Annotated in this window: 15 protein-coding genes; 14 read left to right on the top strand and 1 reads right to left on the bottom strand. The window is 57.4% G+C overall.

Features of this window, described 5'->3' with window-relative positions:
- Nucleotides 1–180 precede the first annotated feature (180 nt).
- The gene (locus ACXIZX_RS11185; protein WP_061718470.1) at nt 181–1,263 is read left to right on the top strand and encodes an acyltransferase family protein; all 1,083 of its coding nucleotides are present in this window, start codon (nt 181–183) and stop codon (nt 1,261–1,263) included.
- Between the two features lie 187 nt (nt 1,264–1,450).
- On the opposite strand, the gene putA is transcribed toward ACXIZX_RS11185, so the two are convergent.
- On the bottom strand, nt 1,451–5,395 hold the full coding sequence (gene putA / locus ACXIZX_RS11180) for a trifunctional transcriptional regulator/proline dehydrogenase/L-glutamate gamma-semialdehyde dehydrogenase (RefSeq protein ID WP_179450328.1): 3,945 nt from the start codon (nt 5,393–5,395) through the stop codon (nt 1,451–1,453).
- Nucleotides 5,396–5,786: 391 nt separating this feature from the next.
- Here putA and putP point away from each other — a divergent pair, with 391 nt between their 5' ends.
- The 13 genes from putP to tssH all read left to right on the top strand — a co-directional run bounded on the left by putP (nt 5,787) and on the right by tssH (nt 21,719).
- Complete coding sequence (putP, locus tag ACXIZX_RS11175; protein ID WP_179450330.1) at nt 5,787–7,271, top strand: sodium/proline symporter PutP; 1,485 nt, start codon at nt 5,787–5,789, stop codon at nt 7,269–7,271.
- Between the two features lie 214 nt (nt 7,272–7,485).
- Nucleotides 7,486–8,319, top strand: a complete 834-nt coding sequence (efeU, locus tag ACXIZX_RS11170; protein ID WP_008105324.1) for an iron uptake transporter permease EfeU — start codon at nt 7,486–7,488, stop codon at nt 8,317–8,319.
- A 54-nt stretch (nt 8,320–8,373) separates the two neighbouring features.
- The gene (efeO, locus tag ACXIZX_RS11165) at nt 8,374–9,492 is read left to right on the top strand and encodes an iron uptake system protein EfeO (RefSeq protein WP_479404171.1); all 1,119 of its coding nucleotides are present in this window, start codon (nt 8,374–8,376) and stop codon (nt 9,490–9,492) included.
- A gap of 2 nt (nt 9,493–9,494) precedes the next feature.
- Nucleotides 9,495–10,772: an iron uptake transporter deferrochelatase/peroxidase subunit gene (gene efeB, locus ACXIZX_RS11160; RefSeq protein ID WP_479404170.1), complete on the top strand. Its 1,278-nt coding sequence runs from the start codon at nt 9,495–9,497 to the stop codon at nt 10,770–10,772.
- Nucleotides 10,773–11,069: 297 nt separating this feature from the next.
- Nucleotides 11,070–11,273: a hypothetical protein gene (locus ACXIZX_RS11155; RefSeq protein WP_061718478.1), complete on the top strand. Its 204-nt coding sequence runs from the start codon at nt 11,070–11,072 to the stop codon at nt 11,271–11,273.
- A gap of 72 nt (nt 11,274–11,345) precedes the next feature.
- On the top strand, nt 11,346–12,134 hold the full coding sequence (gene phoH / locus ACXIZX_RS11150) for a phosphate starvation-inducible protein PhoH (protein ID WP_008105319.1): 789 nt from the start codon (nt 11,346–11,348) through the stop codon (nt 12,132–12,134).
- Nucleotides 12,135–12,505: 371 nt separating this feature from the next.
- Nucleotides 12,506–13,003 carry a type VI secretion system contractile sheath small subunit gene (gene tssB / locus ACXIZX_RS11145; protein WP_479404169.1) on the top strand — a complete coding sequence of 166 codons (498 nt, stop codon included), beginning with the start codon at nt 12,506–12,508 and terminating at the stop codon, nt 13,001–13,003.
- A 29-nt stretch (nt 13,004–13,032) separates the two neighbouring features.
- A complete protein-coding gene (tssC, locus tag ACXIZX_RS11140; RefSeq protein ID WP_479404168.1) occupies nt 13,033–14,580 on the top strand; it encodes a type VI secretion system contractile sheath large subunit in 1,548 nt (515 codons plus the stop codon).
- Nucleotides 14,581–14,594: 14 nt separating this feature from the next.
- Nucleotides 14,595–15,935 carry a type VI secretion system baseplate subunit TssK gene (gene tssK, locus ACXIZX_RS11135; protein ID WP_479404167.1) on the top strand — a complete coding sequence of 447 codons (1,341 nt, stop codon included), beginning with the start codon at nt 14,595–14,597 and terminating at the stop codon, nt 15,933–15,935.
- Nucleotides 15,932–16,606, top strand: coding sequence for a type VI secretion system protein TssL, short form (gene tssL, locus ACXIZX_RS11130; protein WP_479404166.1), 675 nt, complete (start codon nt 15,932–15,934; stop codon nt 16,604–16,606). The genes tssK and tssL overlap by 4 nt, the downstream gene beginning before the upstream one ends.
- Complete coding sequence (locus ACXIZX_RS11125; protein ID WP_479404165.1) at nt 16,603–18,294, top strand: OmpA family protein; 1,692 nt, start codon at nt 16,603–16,605, stop codon at nt 18,292–18,294. The genes tssL and ACXIZX_RS11125 overlap by 4 nt, the downstream gene beginning before the upstream one ends.
- Nucleotides 18,295–18,298: 4 nt before the next feature.
- Entirely contained in the window at nt 18,299–18,790 is a 492-nt protein-coding gene (gene hcp, locus ACXIZX_RS11120; protein ID WP_154157409.1) for a type VI secretion system effector Hcp, read from the top strand.
- Nucleotides 18,791–19,238: 448 nt separating this feature from the next.
- On the top strand, nt 19,239–21,719 hold the full coding sequence (gene tssH, locus ACXIZX_RS11115) for a type VI secretion system ATPase TssH (protein WP_479404874.1): 2,481 nt from the start codon (nt 19,239–19,241) through the stop codon (nt 21,717–21,719).
- Nucleotides 21,720–21,752 lie beyond the last annotated feature (33 nt).

Raw genomic sequence — 21,752 nt, 5'->3', positions numbered from 1 at the left:
TTTTTGTCTGGATCTGTAAAGTATTGTTATATCAGGACCACAAAAAAACATTTAGGACTTTCGCTACATCATGCCTTCGCCCGCTGTTTAATAATCGTTGAATAATCATAAATGCATCAACGCTTATTTCCTCAACCTTCTCCTTAAGACCTACACAGCAACAGCAGCGGGAGTCATCATATGAATAACGCCAGGAAAGAAGATATCGCATGGATAAATACCCTCAAGGGAGCCTGCATATTACTGGTGGTGTTGTATCACACCGTATTACCTGGATTCGAAGGCACGGTGAAATTATTGACGGCGGGTTGGATCCCGGCAGAAATATGGGTGCAATTTAATACCGTATTATCGCCGCTGCGTATGCCAGCATTTTTCTTTGTATCGGGTTTATTAGCCACCAACGGTATTTTAAATCGGCCATGGAAACAGGTGTTTACCAGCCGCATCACCAACCTGTTTTATCTCTATATTCTGTGGGGCTTTATTCAGTGGTGGTCGATTGTTGGCATCTCAACGGAGATCACCGGGCAGCGTATTTCGCAGAACCTCAATGCGGCGTATGCCGGTTCGCTACTGGAGTTCTTAAAGCTCACGTTCCTCGCCATGAGCACCTCGTGGTATCTCTACGGCTTAGCGCTCTATTTCCTGTGCGCCAAGATCTTTAAACAGCAGAAAGTGGCGTTGCTGGTGGTGGCAATTGCGCTGAACTATCTGGCGGTGGAGAAGATCATTCCGTATTGGGGACCACAAAGCGTGGCGCAGTATTTCCTGTTCTTCCTGCTGGGTGCTTTCTGGAGCCCGATGATGCTGCGTCTCAGTGAATGGCGACGCGATAACATTGTGCCGTGGGCGATCCTGGCCGCGTTGTCTGGTCTGCACGTCATCTTTGGGTTGGATAAGAGTTTGTTCATGTGCATCCTTGCGGTGCTGTTCAGCGTGGCGGCGTGTCGCTGGTTGAATGCGCATTTCAAGATGAGCTATCTGAATTGGGTTGGGCGCAATACGCTGCAAATCTACGTAATTCACCGCATCTTCATTGAGTTCTTTGGTATGTCAGCGATTCTGTTCGCCCAGCGTCATCACTTGTTTGAGCAAGCGTGGTTCTCGATACTGTGGGCCTGCTTCTATCCGCTGGCGATCGTCGGGATTTGTTCGCTGTGTTCGGTTGCGGTGTGGCAAGTGACCAATCGTGGATTGGGGCAGTCGCTGTTTGTGTTTCCAACGCTGATTGGGTTGAAGCGGAATAAGTCTGCGGCGTGAAAAAAGGTCGCCATGAATGGCGTAATGCCGCTCAGTTAAGCATTAATTTGCATATGTATGCAGGTGCGCATGAATGCGCACCCTACGAAAAACGCGCCAATCCTTTGTAGGGTCGCCATTTATGGTGACCGAAAGACGCTTAACTGACGCGCATTACGCCATGAATGGCAACCCTACGTTGTTACTGTTAACCGATGGTCATCAAACTCGCATTACCGCCTGCTGCGGCGGTATTGACGCTCAGTGAACGCTCAATCAGCAAACGCTCCAGCAACAGATTGGTTTCGCCACGGGCAAAGCCCTGCACCGAAACAATCGCGCCATCGCGTGCCGCGACCTGCTCACACAGACTGCGTAGCTGATCGGCATCACCGTGATAAATCACCGCATCAAACTCCGCCGCCAGCGCATCCTTCACCAGCTTGATGTGCGCTTGCACTTCCGCTGGTAAAGACTTACGCAGCGCACTATGCAGCTCATCATCCTGCCAGATAGCTTGGCTGCCGACGCTGGTCACCGCCGCCAACTGCGTCAGCGCATCTTCCGCGTTATCGGCGATGCACAGCACATGTTCGCGCGGCAGCAGGGTAAAGGTGTTGCGCTCGCCAGTTGGGCCCGGCAGCAGACGCACCGTACCGGCCTGCGCCAGCTCGTCGTAACGCTGACACAGCGCCAGCAGCTCAGGCTTATCCTGCGCCCATTGCTGCAAGGCTTGATGCGCACGCATCAACTCGGCACGCACCGTGCTGTCAACCGGACGCTCGGCATCCTGACGATCAAAGGTGATGCGCAGCGCACCGTCTGGACGATTGGCCAGCAGGCGATACAGATAGAGCGGACCACCGGCTTTCGGACCGGTGCCCGACAAGCCTTCGCCGCCGAAAGGCTGCACGCCAACCACCGCACCCACCATATTGCGGTTCACGTACAGGTTGCCGACTTTAGCCGTCGCCGTTACCTGCGCGATGGTTTCATCGATACGCGTGTGCACGCCGAGCGTCAGGCCGTAACCCGACGCATTAATCTGCTCAACCAGCTGCGGCAAGTTGTTGCGCGAGAAACGCACCACGTGCAGCACCGGACCAAACACCTCTTTATCCAGATCGCTGACCTGATCCAGCTCGATCAGCGTCGGCTTGATAAAGGTGCCGCTGTTCCACTCTTTAGTATCCTGTGGATTCTCCTGCGCCGCCTGATAAACGGTGAAGCCTTTGTTGCGCAGCGCCTGAATGTGACGCTCGATATTGGCTTTGGCTTCGGCATCAATCACTGGGCCAATGTCGGTTGAGAGACGTTCCGGGTTGCCCATGCGGCACTCCGCCATCGCACCACGCAGCATTTTCAACGTGTGATCGGCCACATCATCCTGCACGCACAGCAGACGCAGCGCCGAGCAGCGTTGACCGGCGCTATCAAACGCCGAGGCAACGATATCGACAACCACCTGTTCGGTGAGCGCTGAGGAATCCACAATCATCGCGTTCATGCCGCCGGTTTCGGCGATCAGCGGCGTTGGACGACCCTGAGGATCAAGACGACCGGCCAGATTGCGCTGCAGCAGCGTCGCCACCGCCGTTGAACCGGTAAACATCACACCGCGCACGCGTTCGTCGCCAGTCAGTTGCGCACCCACGGTTTCGCCCTGGCCCGGCAGCAGTTGCAGCACGCCAGCGGGTACGCCGGCATCCAGCAGAATTTGCACCGCCTGCGCGGCGATTAGCGGAGTTTGCTCTGCCGGTTTCGCCAGCACGCTGTTACCGGCTGCCAATGCTGCGGCAACTTGTCCGGCAAAGATTGCCAGCGGGAAGTTCCAAGGACTGATGCACACTACCGGACCCAGCGGACGATGGGTTTCGTTATCGAAATCGTCGCGCACCATGCCCGCGTAATAGTAGAGGAAATCGACCGCTTCACGCACTTCGGCGATGGCGTTGTTGTAGGTTTTACCGGCTTCACGCACCAGCAAGCCGATCAGTTGCTGCATCTGGCCTTCCATCGCTTCGGCAGCACGTTCCAGAATTGCGGCGCGCTCCTGCGGCGGTGTGGCGAACCAGATCGGACCGGCATTCACCGCCGCATCCAGCGCATCCGACACTTCGGCTTCGGTGGCTTCACGCACGCTGCCCACGACATCCGCAGGCGCGGAAGGATTCAGCACCGGACGGCTCACGCCTTCGCCTAATTCACCTTCTACCAGCGGCTGGGCGATCCACGGCTGGCTGGCGCTGTTGAGCAGGGCGCTGGAGAGCGACGCCAGACGATGTTCGTTGGCCATATCCAGACCAGCGGAGTTGGCACGCTTGGCGCCATACAGATCGCGCGGCAGCGGGATTTTCGGATGCGGTAAACCCACCGCGCCTTCCGCGACGCCCATCTTCTCCACGGCAGCCACCGGATCGGCGACCAACTCATCCAGCGGCAAGGTGTTATCGGCGATGCGGTTAACAAACGAGGTATTGGCACCGTTCTCCAGCAGACGACGAACCAGATACGCCAGCAGCGTTTCGTGGGTGCCGACCGGTGCATAAATACGGCACGGACGATTCAGTTTGCCATCGGCGACTTTGCCAACCACCTGCTCGTACAGCGGTTCACCCATGCCGTGCAGGCATTGGAATTCGTACTGGCCCGGATAATAGTTATTACCTGCCAGCTGGTAGATCGCTGCCAGCGTGTGCGCGTTGTGGGTAGCAAACTGCGGATATATCAGGTTCGGCACCGCCAGCAGTTTGCGTGCGCAGGCCAGATAAGAGATGTCGGTGTACACCTTGCGGGTGTAAACCGGATAGCCTTCCAGACCATCAATCTGCGCGCGCTTGATTTCGCTGTCCCAGTACGCGCCTTTTACCAGGCGGATCATCAGACGACGACGGCTGCGCTGCGCCAGGTCGATCAGCGAATCAATCACAAACGGACAGCGCTTTTGATACGCCTGAATCACAAAGCCGATGCCGTTCCAGCCTTCCAGCTCCGGCTCGAAACAGAGTTTTTCCAGCAGGTCGAGCGACAGCTCAAGACGGTCAGCTTCTTCCGCATCGATGTTGATACCGATGTCATACGAGCGCGCCAGTAGCGTCAGGGATTTGAGGATCGGATAAAGCTCGTCCATCACGCGCTCATACTGCGCGCGGCTGTAGCGCGGATGCAGCGCCGACAGTTTAATCGAGATGCCCGGACCTTCATAAATACCGCGACCATTCGACGCTTTTCCGATGGCGTGAATCGCCTGCTGATAGGACACCAAATAGGCTTTGGCATCGCTGGCGGTCAGCGCCGCTTCGCCCAGCATGTCGTAAGAGTAACGGAAACCTTTCTCTTCCAGCTTGCGCGCATTGGCCAGCGCTTCGGCGATGGTTTCACCGGTAACAAACTGCTCGCCCATCAGGCGCATCGCCATGTCGACGCCTTTGCGGATCAGCGGTTCGCCGCTCTTACCGATAATGCGATTGAGCGAGCGCGACAGGTTAGCTTCGTTGTGGGTGGAGACCAAACGGCCGGTGAACAGCAAGCCCCATGTCGCGGCGTTGACGAACATCGACGGGCTGCGACCCAGGTGCGATTGCCAGTTGCCGTTGCTAATCTTGTCGCGGATCAGCGCATCACGCGTCGGTTTATCCGGAATACGCAGCAGCGCTTCCGCCAGGCACATCAGCGCCACACCTTCCTGTGAGGAGAGCGAGAACTCTTGCAGCAAACTTTGCACCATGCCAGCGCGGCCGGTTGCACCTTTCTGGTGCCGCAACTTGTCGGCGAGGCTGTAAGCCAGCTGATGAGTTTTCTCTGCCAGCGGGGCAGGGAGACGCGCTTGCTCCAGCAGCATCGGTACGGCATCGGTCTCTGGACGACGCCACGCGGCAGTGATTGCTGAACGCGTTACCGACTGCGGCAAAATGTGTTCTGCGAAGTCGAGGAAAGGCTGCAGTGATTCTTCTGGCACGCCTTCATCAGCCAGCGCATCGATTAACTGTTGCGGGATTTCCGGCACGGATTCACCGGCTTCCAGCTGCTCCAGATAGTTAAAAATGGCCTGTTTGATCAGCCAGTGTGATGTGCGGTCAAGTTTCTGTGCTGCCAGTTTAATGCGATCGCGGGTGGCTTCATCCAGCTTCACCCCCATGGTAGTGGTTCCCATGATGTCCTCATCCTCGAAAATAGTGATTCATCGCTTGCGTGGCAGCAATATCACCTATGTTGCAACTTTGTGCAACCGATGTTGCTGGGCGGTCGCCATGAATGGCGACCCTACGAAGCCAGGCGTTTTCTGTAGGGGCGCCATTCATGGCGACCGAGGTGCAACCTTAATGTGATCGAGTGCAACCTCTGAACAGAAAAAAAGCAGCATTAGTGTCACCAATGTGACAGCTGTGTTAAATGCATTGTGCGCGCCGCACCTTTGCGGCAGGATACCGCGCCTTAAGAGAAATCGCTTTCTCTGGATGCGGTCAAATCATGCCGTTGCCCCGTTCCGGCAGCGATGATTAGAAGATTTCTCTTAGTGGATCAAATAATAAGTGGAGAGTCAGATGAGTATAAGTACACCGATGTTGGTGACCTTTATCGTTTATATCCTTGGGATGGTGTTAATCGGTTTCATTGCTTACCGTTCAACCAAAAGTTTTGACGACTATATTCTCGGTGGACGCAGTTTAGGTAGCGTGGTCACCGCGCTGTCTGCCGGTGCTTCCGATATGAGCGGCTGGTTATTGATGGGCCTGCCGGGCGCCATATTCCTTTCTGGTATTTCAGAAAGCTGGATCGCCATCGGCCTGATTATTGGCGCATGGTTGAACTGGCGCATTGTTGCAGGACGTCTGCGTGTGCAGACCGAACATCATGATAATGCGTTAACCCTGCCAGACTTCTTCTCCAGCCGTTTCGAGGACAACAGCAAACTGCTGCGCGTTATCTCGGCGGTGGTGATCCTGATCTTCTTCACTATCTATTGTGCTTCTGGCGTGGTCGCCGGTGCGCGTCTGTTTGAAAGCACCTTTGGTATGGATTACCAGACGGCGCTGTGGGCCGGTGCCGCCGCCACCATTCTGTATACGCTGGTGGGCGGTTTCCTCGCGGTGAGCTGGACCGATACCGTACAAGCCAGCCTGATGATTTTCGCGCTGATTCTGACGCCGGTGATTGTCATCGTCGCGGTAGGTGGCCTGGATGAATCCATGGCGGTGATTAAGGCGAAAAGCCTTGAGAATCTCGACATGCTGAAAGGACTGAACTTTGTCGCGGTGATTTCGCTGCTCGGTTGGGGTCTCGGCTACTTTGGTCAGCCGCATATTCTGGCGCGCTTTATGGCGGCCGATTCGCATCACACCATTCGCACTGCACGACGCATCGGCATGATTTGGATGATCCTGTGCCTGGCGGGTGCGGTGGCCGTCGGCTTCTTTGGTATCGCTTACTTCCAGAACCATCCAGAACACGCGGCTAACGTGAGCCAGAACGGTGAGCGCGTGTTTATTGAGTTGGCGCGTATTCTGTTTAACCCGTGGATTGCCGGGATCTTACTCTCTGCGATTCTGGCAGCGGTGATGTCTACGCTGAGCTGTCAGCTGCTGGTGTGCTCCAGCGCCCTGACCGAAGACTTGTATAAAGGCTTCCTGCGCAAAAATGCCAGCCAGAAAGAGCTGGTGTGGGTAGGGCGCTTAATGGTGCTGGTGATTGCGTTGATCGCTATCGCGCTGGCGGCGAATCCGGAAAACCGCGTACTTGGTTTAGTCAGCTATGCGTGGGCAGGATTTGGTGCCGCGTTTGGTCCGGTAGTGTTGTTCGGCGTGTGCTGGAAGCGTATGACGCGCAACGGCGCGCTGGCCGGTATGGTGGTGGGTGCGCTGACTGTGTTGCTGTGGAAATCATACGGCTACACCGATTTGTACGAAATCATTCCAGGCTTCGCCTTCGCCAGCATCGCGATTGTGGTGTTCAGCCTGCTGGGGCGTGGCCCATCTGAAGCCGCGCAGCAGCGCTTTGCCGCAGCCGAAGCCGAATACCAAAGCAAATAACCTAGGGTCGCCATTCATGGCGACCTCATTCCCACATCCGTAGGGTCGCCATTTATGGCGACCATCCCCATCTTCCCGCTCTCCAACCCGCAAAATCAAAATTAATTTCCCGCTGTGACTTGTATTTCTCCCTGCGATAATGATAATCGATATCGTTCGCACTTTACGTTTTTTTACCCAAGCTTTACTCTTCTTAAAATTCAAGAGGTTGGTGATGTTCGTTCCCTTTCTCATCATGCTGCGCGAAGGTCTGGAAGCAGCGCTCATCGTCAGCCTGATTGCTAGCTATCTCAAACGCACCCAGCGCACTCAATGGTTTCCCGCGATGTGGGCTGGTGTATTTATCGCTGCCGCGCTCTGCTTAGCGTTGGGCATCTTCATCAATGAAACCACCGGTGAGTTCCCGCAAAAACAGCAGGAGCTGTTCGAAGGCATTGTCGCGGTGATTGCCGTGGTGATCCTGACGTCGATGGTGTTCTGGATGCGCAAAGTCTCGCGCAATATCAAAGCCACGCTGGAAAAATCGGTCGATCAGGCGCTGCAGAAGCAGGGCGGCAGCGGCTTTCCGCTGGTGCTGATGGTGTTTCTGGCGGTGGCGCGTGAAGGGCTGGAATCAGTGTTCTTCCTGCTGGCCGCTTTCACTCAGGATGTCGGGTATGCGCCGCCGCTCGGCGCGGTGCTCGGCCTTGCTACCGCTGTAGCGCTGGGCTTTTTGCTCTATTACGGCGGCATTCGCCTGAATTTGGCGCACTTTTTCCGCTGGACCAGCTTGTTCATTCTGTTTGTTGCCGCCGGATTGGCCGCCGGTGCCATTCGCGCCTTCCATGAAGCCGGATTGTGGAATCACTTCCAGGATGTCGCGTTCGATATGAGCAACACGCTCTCAACACATTCGGTATTCGGCACGCTGCTGGAAGGGATTTTGGGCTATCAGGAAGCGCCAAGCGTCAGCGAAGTGGCGATGTGGCTCATCTACCTTATTCCGGCGCTACTGCTGTTCTTCTTCCCGGCGCGACCTTCGATCAACGCGGCGCGCACCACTCGCTGAAATTAAATCAGGCGCGATTGCGCGCCTGTTCTTCCATGTAACAGGGATATCACTATGACGATTCGCTTCCGCCGTAAGGCGCTGTTGGTTGCTATGCTGGCGCTTTCCGGTGCCGCTTCTGCTGCTGCCGTCCCGCAAGTCACGGTTACCGTGACCGACAAACAATGTGAGCCGATGTCGCTCAACGTGCAGGCCGGTAAAACCCAGTTCATCATCAAAAACAACAGTCAGAAAGCGCTGGAGTGGGAGATTTTGAAAGGGGTGATGGTGGTGGAAGAGCGTGAAAACATCGCGCCAGGCTTCAGCCAGAAACTGACCGCCAATCTGGAAGCGGGAGAATATGACATGACCTGCGGCCTGCTGAGCAACCCGAAGGGCAAGCTGGTCGTCAGCGGTGATGCGAAGAAAGTGGCATCTGGCAAACCGGATGTGCTGGAGCTGGTTGGCCCTATCGCCGACTACAAAGTCTACGTGATGAACGAAGTGAAAGAGCTGGTGGCGGGTACCAAGGCGTTTACCGATGCAGTGAAAGCCGGTGATGTCGAGAAAGCCAAAGCCTTGTATGCACCAACGCGTGTGCATTACGAGCGTATCGAACCGATCGCCGAGCTGTTCTCCGACCTCGATGGCAGCATTGATGCGCGTGAAGATGACTTCGAGAAGAAAAACGAAGATCCGAAATTCACCGGTTTCCACCGCCTGGAAAAAATCCTGTTCGCCGATAACACCACCAAAGGTGCCGAAGATTTCGCCACTAAGCTGAATCAGGATGTGCTGGATCTGCAAACCCGCATCAGCGAACTGGCGTTCCCACCGGCGAAAGTGGTCGGCGGCGCGGCGGGTCTGATTGAAGAAGTGGCCTCCAGCAAAATCTCCGGTGAAGAAGACCGTTACAGCCGTACCGATCTTTCTGACTTCCAGGCCAACATTGATGGCGCGCAGAAAATCGTTGATCTGTTGCGTCCGCTGCTGCAGAAAAACAATCCGCAGCTGCTGGCGAAAGTGGATGCTAACTTCAAGAAAGTGGACGGCATTCTCAGCAAATATCGCACCAAAGACGGCTTTGAGTCGTACGAAAAACTGACCACCGCTGACCGTAACGCGCTGAAAGGCCCGATTACCACGCTGGCAGAAGATCTCTCCCTGCTGCGTGGAACCTTGGGTCTCGACTGATCATGAGTGATAAAAATGACGCGGCGCAGCCGTCGCGTCGTCGATTATTGCAGGGATTAGGCATGTTGGGCGGCGCGGCCGCCCTCGGCGCCGGTTGTCCGTTCCACACGGCCGCCGCCGATAGCTTCTCTCCCGGCACGGTTGCACCCAACTCGCGCCAGCAGGCGCAACCTTTTTACGGCGATCATCAAGCCGGTATCGTTACGCCGCAGCAGGCCTCGATGATGCTGGTGGCGTTCGATGTGCTGGCCAGCGATAAAGCCGAGCTTGAACGTCTGTTCCGCTTGCTGACCGAGCGCTTCGCATTTCTCACGCAAGGTGGACCAGCGCCCGCTGTCACCAATCCGCAGCTGCCGCCAATGGATTCAGGGATTCTCGGTGCCGATATCGCGCCTGATAATCTCACCATGACCTTGTCGGTGGGCACCTCGCTGTTTGATGAGCGCTTCGGTTTGAACAAACACAAGCCGGCGCAGCTGCAAACCATGACGCGTTTTCCCAATGATTCGCTGGATGCTGAACAGTGCCACGGCGACCTGCTGCTACAGATTTGCGCCAATACGCAGGATACGGTGATTCACGCGCTGCGAGACATCATCAAACGCACACCGGATTTGCTGACGGTACGCTGGCGTCGCGACGGCTTTATTGCCGACCATGCGGCGCGCAGCAACGGCAAAGAAACGCCGATCAACCTGCTGGGATTCAAAGATGGCACCGCCAATCCTGATACCCACAATCCGGCGTTGATGAACCAGCTGTTGTGGGTCACTGGCGAGCAGCAGGAACCGGCATGGACGCGTGGCGGCAGCTATCAGGCGGTGCGCATCATCCGTTTTCATGTCGAAATGTGGGACCGCACGCCGCTCGGCGAGCAGCAAACCATCTTTGGCCGTGAGAAGTTATCGGGTGCGCCGCTCGGCATGAAAAACGAGCATGACGTACCGGATTACAGCAAAGATCCCGATGGTGATTTAATTGCGCTGGATGCGCATATTCGTCTCGCCAACCCACGTACGCCGGAAACCGATAGCAGCTTGATGCTGCGGCGCGGTTACAGCTATTCCAGCGGTATTACCGGATCGGGTCAGCTGGATATGGGTTTATTGTTTGTCTGTTACCAACATGATTTAGCCAAAGGCTTTATTACCGTGCAGCAGCGCCTGAATGGCGAAGCGCTGGAAGAATATATTCGCCCGGTTGGCGGCGGATACTTTTTCGCACTGCCGGGCGTGGCGGATAAAAACCATTATCTCGGGCAATCGTTACTGCAGGCCTGATTAATAAATGTGCAGCGCCTGCGTAGGCTAGCGATACGCAGGCGCGTTTGTTAAGCATTCCTTAAACTTTACGCTGGACGTAGTCGTTTCCGAATGTTCCTAAAAAGTTCTACCACCCGCCAATAAAGCATCCATCTGATAAAGCTAATAAATTTAATTTAAGGTAAAAGACCTCAGGCTTCGCTTATCTTTTTTTCTTTATCGGGACGTAAAATTAATGTTGCAAACCACCGCAAATATGATGCACTTTATTCATAAGCGTTGTCAGTTGTGTGGCTAAGCCACTGGAGTTCGCGCATGATTCGTCTCTCTCTGGGACAGTTAAATAGTTTCAACACACGCAGTACACTGCGGGGGATTTCTTCCCTGCTAAACAACCTCTCCACTTTTCAAACATCGTTCTCGTTCAATCTCATTTTCTTTACCGGTGCGCGCCTGCGTCTCGGCGCTGATGCGTACCATTCTCACTGGCTCGACACGGCTTACAAGGAAGCCAACTAAACCTCTAAAGCGTTCAAGTCATCGCCGCGGGTGATCCGCCGCGATAAATGAAACCAACTGTAAGGTGCCACTATGGGAAGACAGAAAGCAGTGATCAAAGCACGTCGTGAAGCAAGACGCGTTATTCGTAGCGACTCTCGCAGTCACCGTCAGCGTGAAGAAGAATCGGTCACTTCGCTGGTGCAAATGGGTGGGTTGGATTCGATTGGTATGGCGCGTGATGCACGTGACCGCGGGCCGATTGAAGCCAGAAATGAAGCTCAGGCACACTATCTCCATGCCATAGAAACGAAACAGCTTATTTTCGCCACCGGTGAAGCCGGCTGCGGAAAAACCTGGATTAGCGCAGCCAAAGCGGCTGAGGCCCTGATCAATAAGGATATCGAAAGGATTATCGTGACGCGCCCGGTTCTGCAGGCGGATGAAGATCTCGGTTTCCTCCCCGGAGACATTTCCGAGAAATTCGCGCCTTATTTCCGACCGGTATATGACGTTCTGGTTAAACGTCTCGGCGCTTCCTTTATGCAATACTGCCTGCGGCCCGAAATTGCCAAGGTAGAGATCGCGCCCTTCGCCTACATGCGTGGACGTACCTTTGAAAATGCTGTGGTGATCCTTGATGAGGCACAAAACGTCACCGCCGCACAGATGAAGATGTTCCTGACTCGCCTGGGGGAAAACGTGACGGTTATCGTCAACGGCGATATCACCCAGTGCGACCTGCCGTCCCATGCTAAATCTGGTCTCGCCGATGCGTTAGCGCGCTTCGAAGAGGATGAGATGATTGGTGTGGTGCGCTTCGGCAAAGAGGATTGCGTCCGTTCAGCGCTGTGCCAACGCACGCTGCACGCTTACAGTTAACCGTTTGATTGAGAATGTAGCCTAAGCAAAACCCGGCGTGAGCCGGGTTTTTTATTGGTTACGCCCCTTTCGGCCTGACAAAATCACCCTTCGGTAACAATTAGCGCCATTGTATTATTGATTCCTGTAAAAGTATCTCTGGTGAGAAATGGCACTTCAGGTCAAAAATAATTTTGAGAAAAATCCTAGTCACTTTGCTAGGGTTCATCAGTGGCTTAACTCAAATCATAAGAAATTTCCTATATAAATCATATCGCAAAGTTCACCTCGCTTTATTGCCATCCTAAAATATCAGCTATATATTCGCGCGGTAACACACAGGGAAAGTGTGCCTACGCGTGCTTTCCGCGCCATTTTTACAAGGAGTAAACATGAGCAACTCTTATCAGAATGAAATCCCCAAAGCCCGTATCAACCTCAAGCTTGACCTGCACACAGGTGGAGCGGCGAAGAAGACCGAGCTCCCTCTCAAATTGCTGGTCACCGGCGATTTCAGCAACGGCGCGGAAGACCGCCCGCTGTCTGAACGTGAAAAAATCAACGTTAACAAAAACAACTTCAACAGCGTGCTGGCCGATATCGCGCCTGAAGTGAAATTCTCCGTGCCAAACACCCTCGCCGGTGACGGCAGCGAAGAGAACGTGGCGCTGAACTTCCGCGACATGAAGGACTTCGAACCGGAGCAGGTTGCCCGCCAAATCCCTCAGCTGCGCGCCATGCTGGCGATGCGCAATCTGCTGCGCGACCTCAAATCTAACCTGCTGGATAACGTCACTTTCCGCAAAGAGCTGGAAGCCATCCTGAAAGACCCGGCACTCAGCGATGAACTGCGCAGCGAGCTGTCTGCGTTAGCCACCGATCAAGCCTGATCATCCCCGTAACGGACTATAGAGAGAGAATGCTGATGTCAGTTCAGAATGAAACCCATGCTAACGGCGCAACCACCGTGCTGGATCGCCCGGCTGCGGGCGGCGTCTACGCGTCGCTGTTTGAAAAAATCAACCTCAATCCGGTGTCAGAGCTGAGCGACCTCAACGTCTGGCAGGACAATCAGGCGATGTCTGATGCCACCGCCGACGAGCGCGTCACCGCCGCGATGCAGGTGTTTTTGACGCGCCTGAAAATCAGCGGCGCGAAGGTCGAGAAGCTGGATAAAAACCTGCTGGATCACCATATCGCTGAGCTGGACCGCCAGATCAGCCGCCAGCTCGACGCGGTGATGCATCACGACGAGTTCCAGAAAGTGGAATCGGCGTGGCGCGGCCTGAAGTCGCTGGTGGATAAAACCGACTTCCGCCAGAACGTGAAAATCGAAGTGCTGGACGTGTCGAAAGACGATCTGCGTCAGGACTTTGAAGACGCGCCGGAAATCATCCAGAGCGGCCTCTATCTGCAAACTTACGTGGCTGAATACGACACGCCGGGCGGCGAGCCAATTGGTGCGGTGATTTCAGCTTACGAGTTCGATGCTTCTGCACAGGACATCGCGCTGCTGCGCAACCTGTCGAAAGTAGCGGCGTCGGCACACATGCCGTTTATCGGTTCTGTCGGTCCGCAGTTTTTCCTCAAAGAATCGATGGAAGAAGTGGCGGCGATTAAAGACATCGGCAACTACTTTGACCGCGCCGAATACATCAAGTGGAAGTCGTTCCGCGACACCGACGACTCGCGTTATATCGGCCTGACCATGCCGCGCGTGCTGGGTCGTCTGCCTTATGGCCCGGACACCGTGCCGGTGCGTAGCTTCAACTACATCGAAGAAGTGAAAGGCCCGGACCACGACAAATACCTGTGGACCAACGCCTCGTTCGCCTTTGCTGCCAACATGGTGCAGAGCTTCATCAGCAACGGCTGGTGCGTGCAAATCCGTGGCCCTCAGGCCGGCGGCGCGGTGCAGGATCTGCCGATCCATCTGTACGATTTGGGCACCGGCAACCAGGTGAAAATCCCGTCTGAAGTGATGATCCCGGAAACACGCGAGTTCGAGTTCGCTAACCTCGGCTTTATCCCACTTTCCTACTATAAGAATCGCGATTACGCCTGCTTCTTCTCGGCCAACTCGACGCAGAAACCGGCGCTGTATGACACCGCTGATGCCACCGCTAACAGCCGCATCAACGCGCGCCTGCCGTACATCTTCCTGCTGTCGCGCATCGCGCACTACCTGAAGCTGATCCAGCGTGAAAACATCGGCACCACCAAAGACCGCCGCCTGCTGGAGCTGGAACTCAACACCTGGGTGCGCACGCTGGTGACCGAGATGACCGATCCGGGCGACGAGCTGCAGTCTTCACATCCGCTGCGCGATGCGAAGGTGCTGGTTGAAGATATCGAGGACAACCCGGGCTTCTTCCGCGTCAAGCTGTTCGCCATCCCGCACTTCCAGGTGGAAGGCATGGACGTGAACCTGTCGCTGGTATCTCAGATGCCGAAGGCTAAAGCGTAAGGCGGAACTCAGGGATGAAAACAGAACAACCACTCTGGGGCCGGGGCACCATGATCTCGCCCCAGCACTTTCAGCAGCAGTCCGCCTGGCAGGCGTGGCACAGCGAGTGCATTGCGCGCATGGGGCTTAATCAGCCGTGGGGCGTATTTAAGGTTGAGTTTGAGCCGGATGCGCTGAAGCTTGGCCGGCTCAAGCCGCGTCATCTGCACCTGCGTTTTCGTGATGGCACGCTGATCGATACCCACAACGCCGATCCGCTGCCACCGACGTTGACGCTTGAGGCGGAGCAGAAGGAAGTGACGGTTGTTCTGGCGCTGCCGCAGCTCTACGCCAACGGCGGCAACTGCCTGCAGGAGAGCGACGTGGCGGAGCGTCCGGTACGATTCCGTCAGCGCTGGCGCGATATCCGCAACCTGTTCGGGGACGACACCCGGCAGGTTGCGGTATTGCAGCCTGAACTGACGCTGCGTTATGCACATCAGGACAACAGCGACTGGCTGACCTGTCCAGTGGCGCGTCTGCAGCAGGATGCGCAGGGCGGCTGGGCGCTGGACAGCCAGTTCCTGCCGCCGCTGCTGACCCTGCAATCCAGCCCGTGGCTGATGACCGCGCTAGAACTGCTGGTCACGCAATTGCGTGCACGTCTGGTGCGATTAATGTCCATGCGTCGCGAAAGTAATCAGCGCATGGCGGATTTTGCCGTTGCCGACGTGTCGCTGTTCTGGCTGCTCAACGCGCTAAACAGCGCCGAACCACTGCTGGCCGATTTTCAGCGTCATCCGCAAAGCCCGCCGGAACGGCTTTATCCCGAACTGGCGCGCCTGGCGGGCAGTCTGCTGACGTTCTCGCTGGAGCATCAGGTGAGCGCCATTCCGGCTTACCGCCATGAAAATTTGAATGAAGTGTTCCCTCCGCTGTTCAGCCTGCTCGGCACGCTGCTGGAAGCCAGCCTGCCGTCGCGCATGGTGGCAATCGACATGACGCACGACAGCCGTCTGCGTCAGTGGCAGGCGCGCCTCAACGATCCACGCCTGCGCGAGGAAGCCGATTTCTACCTGTCGGTGCGCTCGCCGCTGCCGGTGGCGCAACTGCAGGAGCAGTTCCCGCGCCAGTGCAAAGTCGGCAGTCCGGATGACGTGACTGCGCTGGTCAACAGCTCGCAGCTCGGCATTCCGCTTAAGCCGCTGAGCCACGTCCCGGCCGCAATTCCGCTGCGCCTGGAGAACCAGTATTTCTCGCTGGATCTGTCCCATCCGGCGTCCCGCGCGATGCTCGAAAGCGGCAGCTGCATGTTTTACGTACCCGGCACGCTGGGTGACCCGGAACTGGAACTCTTCGCGGTGCTGAGATCATGAGTACTGAAGCAAAAAATATCGATATTGATGCGCTGCTGCAAAACACCTGGCTGCAGGTGATCAGCCTGCGCCACGGCCCACAATTTACTGAAGGCGAAGGGCTGGCGCTGTGGCAGCGCTGCGTCAGTGATGCGGAGCGGGTGCAGCACACGCTGCGTGACGCGGGCGTCAGCCGCGAGAGCCGTAATGATGTTCTGCTGGCGCAGTGCGCGCTGCTGGATGAGGCGGTGAAAGGGCGCGGCGTGCAGGATGATGCCTGCGTGCAGTGGTATCACATGCCGCTACAGGGCCATTTTTTACAGACCATGGATGCGGGCGAAACGCTGTGCGACCGCATGCAGCGGGTGCTGGCGCAGCCGGAAGCCGATGAAATGGTGCTGACCTGTTTTCACCGCGTGATGATGCTCGGCTTTCTCGGTGGCTATACCTCCATTGATGCACCCACGCGCCAGCAGCTGGTGAGCGCGCTGACTAAGCGCGTACCACCTTTCACGCGTGCGGCGGATGCGCCGTTGTTATCGCTGGCAAGTGGTGGGCTGCGAGCGGGTTGGTTAAGCAGCTGGCCTGCACGTCTTGGCCTGACCGCGCTGCTGCTGGCCGCGCTTTGGTGGGGGCTGAATCACTGGCTCGATCACCTCATCACGGCGCTGCTGCCCGGAGTCAAAGGATGACGACGCTGCTTCCACGCCTGCTGGTGCTCTGGATTTGGCTGCTTGCGGCGGTGTTGTGCACGCAGTTTCTGAGCTTTACGCGCAGCAGCGATTTCCTCGTGTTGCTGGCGATACTGCTGCTGGCTGGCACGGTAACGTTCAGAGTGCTGCGCCGCCGCAAGCATGTGACGAGTCAGGAATGGACTGATTTGCCCGATGCACCTTATCGGCAGCCGGTGGTGCTTTGCTGCGATGCAAGCGGCCTGTCGGACGAGGAAGCGGTACGCGTGCTGCCGCAAGGCTGCTTTATTCACGTTGCCGATAGCAGCGAACTGCAGCACAACGTGCGTGAGTTGTTGCTGCAACGTCCCGACTGGGGCCGTCAGATTTCAATCTGCCTCAATATCAGTCCACAGCAACAGCAGGACAGCACAGTGCTGGAAAATGTTCTGTTCGCTCTGCGCTGGCAAATTGCGTTACTGCGCCGTGAAACCCGTCAGTCGCTGCCGCTGCTGCTTAACATCGGCGTTGCCGGCGAGATGACGCAGTGCGCTGCACCGCTTTGGCAGGTACAGCTGGCGGGAAATAGCCCACAAATCTGGCAGGACGACACCTCACCGCGTGGCTCCAGTGAATGGCTGCAGTCGGGCGGAAGCGTGGCGATGCAGCAGCAGGTCCTGCTCAACTCGCTGGATGCGTGGACGCGTCAGCATGTGCTGCGCGTGCTGACAGAGGCGCACAGTGATGTCGCCGCCGTGATACCCGCCGCATATGTGTTGCAGCTGCAACCCGCTATGCCGGGCGCCGGCAATGACTCTCTGTGGTGCGCCTGGCTGTGGCAGCACACCACTATCCGCAGCGCCGGTACCGCTGCGAATACGCCCGTCATACTGCCCGACTTTATCCTTCCGCTGCTTCCAGAAGGCCGTGGCCTGACGCCGGGCATCCGCGCGTTGCGCACGGCGATCACGGCCTTCGCCGTTGCCGCAGTCATCGCACTCTGTGCGGTGGCCTGGAACAACCAGTCGCTAATCCATCGCATCGTATTCGACCTCGAACACTACAACCGTATTGCCATGACCGACTACGCGCCGAAGCTCGCTGCTGTGCAGGTGCTGCGCGAGGACGCGAGTCAGCTCGACAACTATGCGCGTCAGGGCGCGCCGCTGCGCCTGAGTCTGGGGCTGTATCAGGGCGGGCATCTGCATCTGCCAGTGCTGAACGCCATCAGTACGTGGGTGCCGGAGCCGAAGCCCAAACCTGCGCCGAAGCCGAAACCGCAACCCACGCTGGTACGGCTGGACGCGATGTCGCTGTTCGATTCCGGCAAATCCGATCTGAAAACGGGCTCGACCAAAGTGATGGTTAACGCGCTGGTCAACATCAAAGCGCGCGCGGGCTGGCTGATTGTAGTCGCGGGTTATACCGACGATACCGGCTATCCGGCGCTGAACCAGCGTCTGTCGCTGAAGCGCGCCGAAGCGGTGCGCGACTGGATGCGCGACACCGGCGACGTGGATGAGAGCTGCTTTGCGGTGCAGGGCTTTGGTCAGAGCCGTCCGATGGCGACCAACGACACTGCCGAAGGCCGCGCGGCCAACCGGCGCGTTGAAATCAGTCTGGTGCCGCAGGCCGACGCCTGCCAGGCAGCGGACGCAATCCCCCCGTCATCACAGGATGGTGACGGTAATCATGAAGAAAAGGAGTAACAACATGGCAATTCCGGTTTATCTGTGGCTGAAGGACGACGGCGGTGCGGACATCAAGGGATCGGTGGACGTGCAGGACCGTGAAGGCAGCATCGAAATCGTAGCGCAGGAACATAACCTGTACATCCCGACCGACAACAACACCGGCAAGCTAACCGGCACGCGCATTCACACGCCGTTCCTGTTCACCAAGGAAATCGACTCGTCCAGCCCGTACCTCTACAAAGCGGTCACCACCGGCCAGACGCTGAAATCTGCCGAGTTCAAATGGTACCGCATCAGCGACGCCGGCCAGGAAGTGGAATATTTCAACACCAAACTGGAGAACGTGAAGGTGGTGAAGGTCAATCCGGTGATGCACGACGTTAAGGACCCGTCGAAAGAGAAGCACAACCATCTGGAGCAGATTGAGCTGCGCTACGAAAAAATCACCTGGACCTATAAAGACGGCAACATCATTCATTCCGATTCGTGGAACGAACGCGCCACCGCCTGATTACGCGTCATATTTCGCGCCGCAGGTGCGTTGGCTGCGCTCGCGCACCCCGGTCACTTACTTATGTAAGCTCCCGGGGCTGCACTCGCTTGCCGCCTTCCTGCGACACGAACTATTTAGCGTAATCCCTCCGCCGGGCCGGGATTTTTACACCCGGAGGATCGTAGGGTCGCCATTCATGGCGACCTTAATACCCACCACGCCAGATGCCTGGTGATTTCATCTTCGACGGGTGAAACCACAAGTCATTTCCCATCTTTCCTGCTGCCTTATGCGCTTTGGTTCACGGCGACGGGCGGTAGCGTGCCCCCAATCAGGAGATTTTGCCATGGACAGTCAGTCAGCCGCGCTTCTGCGCCGCCTCAATCCGTTCTGCGCGCAGGCGCTTGAAGCCGCCGCGTCGCTGTGCCAGACCCGCGCGCACGCCGAAATTCAGCCGTAGCACTGGCTGCTCAAGCTGCTGGAGCAGGGCGAGGGCGACATCACCGTCATTGCGCGCCGCTACGAGTGGGATATGGACGCCATCTGGCAGGATTTGCTGGCATTTCTCGACCGTCAGCCGCGCGCGGTGCGCGGGCGTCCGCAGCTTTCGTCTTCATTAGAAGCGCTGCTCAAGCAGGCGTGGCTGATGGCCTCGGCTTCCGATAGCGCCCTGCAAATACGCAGCATCCACTTGATGATGGCGCTGGCCGAACAGCCGTCGCTGGTGGGCTGTGAAGGATTGTGGCCGCTGCTCAGCCTGCGTATGAGCCAGCTGGAGCGCTTACAGCCGATGCTGGACGCACAGTCCGACGAGCGTGCGGAAGCGGAGCAACCGGAGATGCCGGTCAGCACTATCGAACAGACCGCCCCTGGCGAAACCAGAACTTCCTCCACCGAAGCGCTTGCCCGTTTCACCCGCGACGTCACCGCCGACGCGCGCAATGGCAAAATCGACCCGGTATTTGGCCGCGACAACGAAATCCGCCAGATGGTGGATATCCTGTCGCGCCGCCGCAAGAACAACCCGATTCTGGTCGGCGAGCCGGGCGTCGGCAAAACCGCGCTGGTGGAAGGGCTGGCGCTGCGCATCAGTGAGGGCAACGTGCCGGACAGCCTCAAGCCGGTGAGCGTGCATACGCTGGACCTCGGCATGCTGCAGGCGGGCGCGGGCGTGAAAGGCGAGTTTGAGCAGCGCCTGAAGAACATCATCACCGAGGTGCAGAGCGCACCGCATCCTGTACTGCTGTTTATCGACGAGGCGCACACCATTATCGGCGCGGGCAACGCAGCGGGCGGCGCCGACGCGGCTAATCTGCTGAAACCGGCGCTGGCGCGCGGCGAGCTGCGCACCATCGCGGCCACCACCTGGAGCGAGTACAAGCAGTATTTTGAGAAGGACGCCGCGCTGGAGCGCCGCTTCCAGATGGTGAAGGTCGACGAGCCGGACGACGACACCGCCTGCCTGATGCTGCGCGGACTAAAATCGCGCTACGCCGAGCATCACGGCGTGCACATCACCGACGCAGCGGTGCGCGCTGCTGTCACGCTGTCGCGCCGCTATCTCACCGGCCGCCAGCTGCCGGACAAGGCGGTTGACCTGCTCGACACCGCCGCCGCGCGCGTGCGCATGAGCCAGGACACGGTGCCGGAAGCGATTACCCGCCTGCGCGCAAAGCTAGACGCGCTGAACATTGAGCAGCGCGCCATTCTCGATGACGAAGCGCTAGGCGGCGCCATCCCGCAGGATCGGCTGGCCGAAATCGCCGGTCTGATTACGGTAACCGATGAAGAGCTTGAGGCGCTGGAGCAGCGCTACGGCATCGTGCAGTCGCTGATGCAAGAGTTGCTGGAAGGCCGCAAAGACGCCAGCCAGCGCAGTGCAATCGCACAGCTCCAGACCGACCTAGACGCGCTGCAACCCGGCGAGCCGCTGCTCACCGCCGACGTCGACACGCGCATCGTGGCGGGCGTGATTGCCGACTGGACCGGCGTGCCGCTGTCGTCGCTGATGAAGGATGAGCAGGCCGAACTGCTGACGCTGGAAAACCAGCTCGCCACCCGCGTGGTGGGTCAGGACGCCGCGCTCAGCGCCATCGCGCAGCGCCTGCGCGCCTCGAAAACCGGACTCACCTCCGAAAACGGCCCGCAGGGCGTATTCCTGCTGGTCGGCACCAGCGGCACCGGCAAAACCGAAACCGCGCTGGCGCTGGTGGATTTGTTGTACGGTGGCGAGAAGTCGCTGATTACCATCAACCTCAGCGAATATCAGGAAGCGCACACCGTTTCCCAGCTCAAAGGCTCGCCGCCAGGCTACGTCGGCTACGGCCAGGGCGGCATCCTCACCGAAGCGGTGCGCAAGCGTCCGTACAGTGTGGTGCTGCTCGATGAGGTGGAAAAAGCGCACCGCGACGTGATTAACCTGTTCTATCAGGTGTTCGACCGTGGATTCATGCGCGACGGCGAAGGGCGCGAAATCGACTTCCGCAACACCGTGATTCTGATGACCTCGAATCTCGGCAGCGATGCGCTGATGCAGCTGCTGGACGAAACCCCGGACGCGAGCGAATCCGACCTTCAGGAATGTCTGCGCCCGATCCTGCGCGACCACTTCCAGCCCGCGCTGCTGGCCCGTTTTCAGACGGTGATTTACCGCCCGCTGGCGCGCGATGCCATGCGCATCATCGTGAAGATGAAGCTCAGCCAGGTCAGCCAGCGTCTGCAACGCCATTACGGTATCCGCACCACTATCGGCGAAGGCCTGTACGACATACTCACCGACGCCTGTCTGCTGCCAGACACCGGCGCACGCAACGTCGACAGCCTGCTCAATCAGCAGATCCTGCCGGTGCTGAGCCAGATGATTTTGCAGCACCGCGCAAGCGGCACCTTAAGCGACAGCCTGACGCTGGATACCAATGAAGAGGGTGAAGTGAGCTTCATCTTCTGAACACGTGACGTTTTTTAATAGCAAGGAGTGTGT

This window comes from Candidatus Pantoea symbiotica (genome assembly GCF_056491525.1).
Note: the sequence above shows the minus strand (reverse complement) of the source record. Positions and strands in the feature narration are given on the sequence as shown.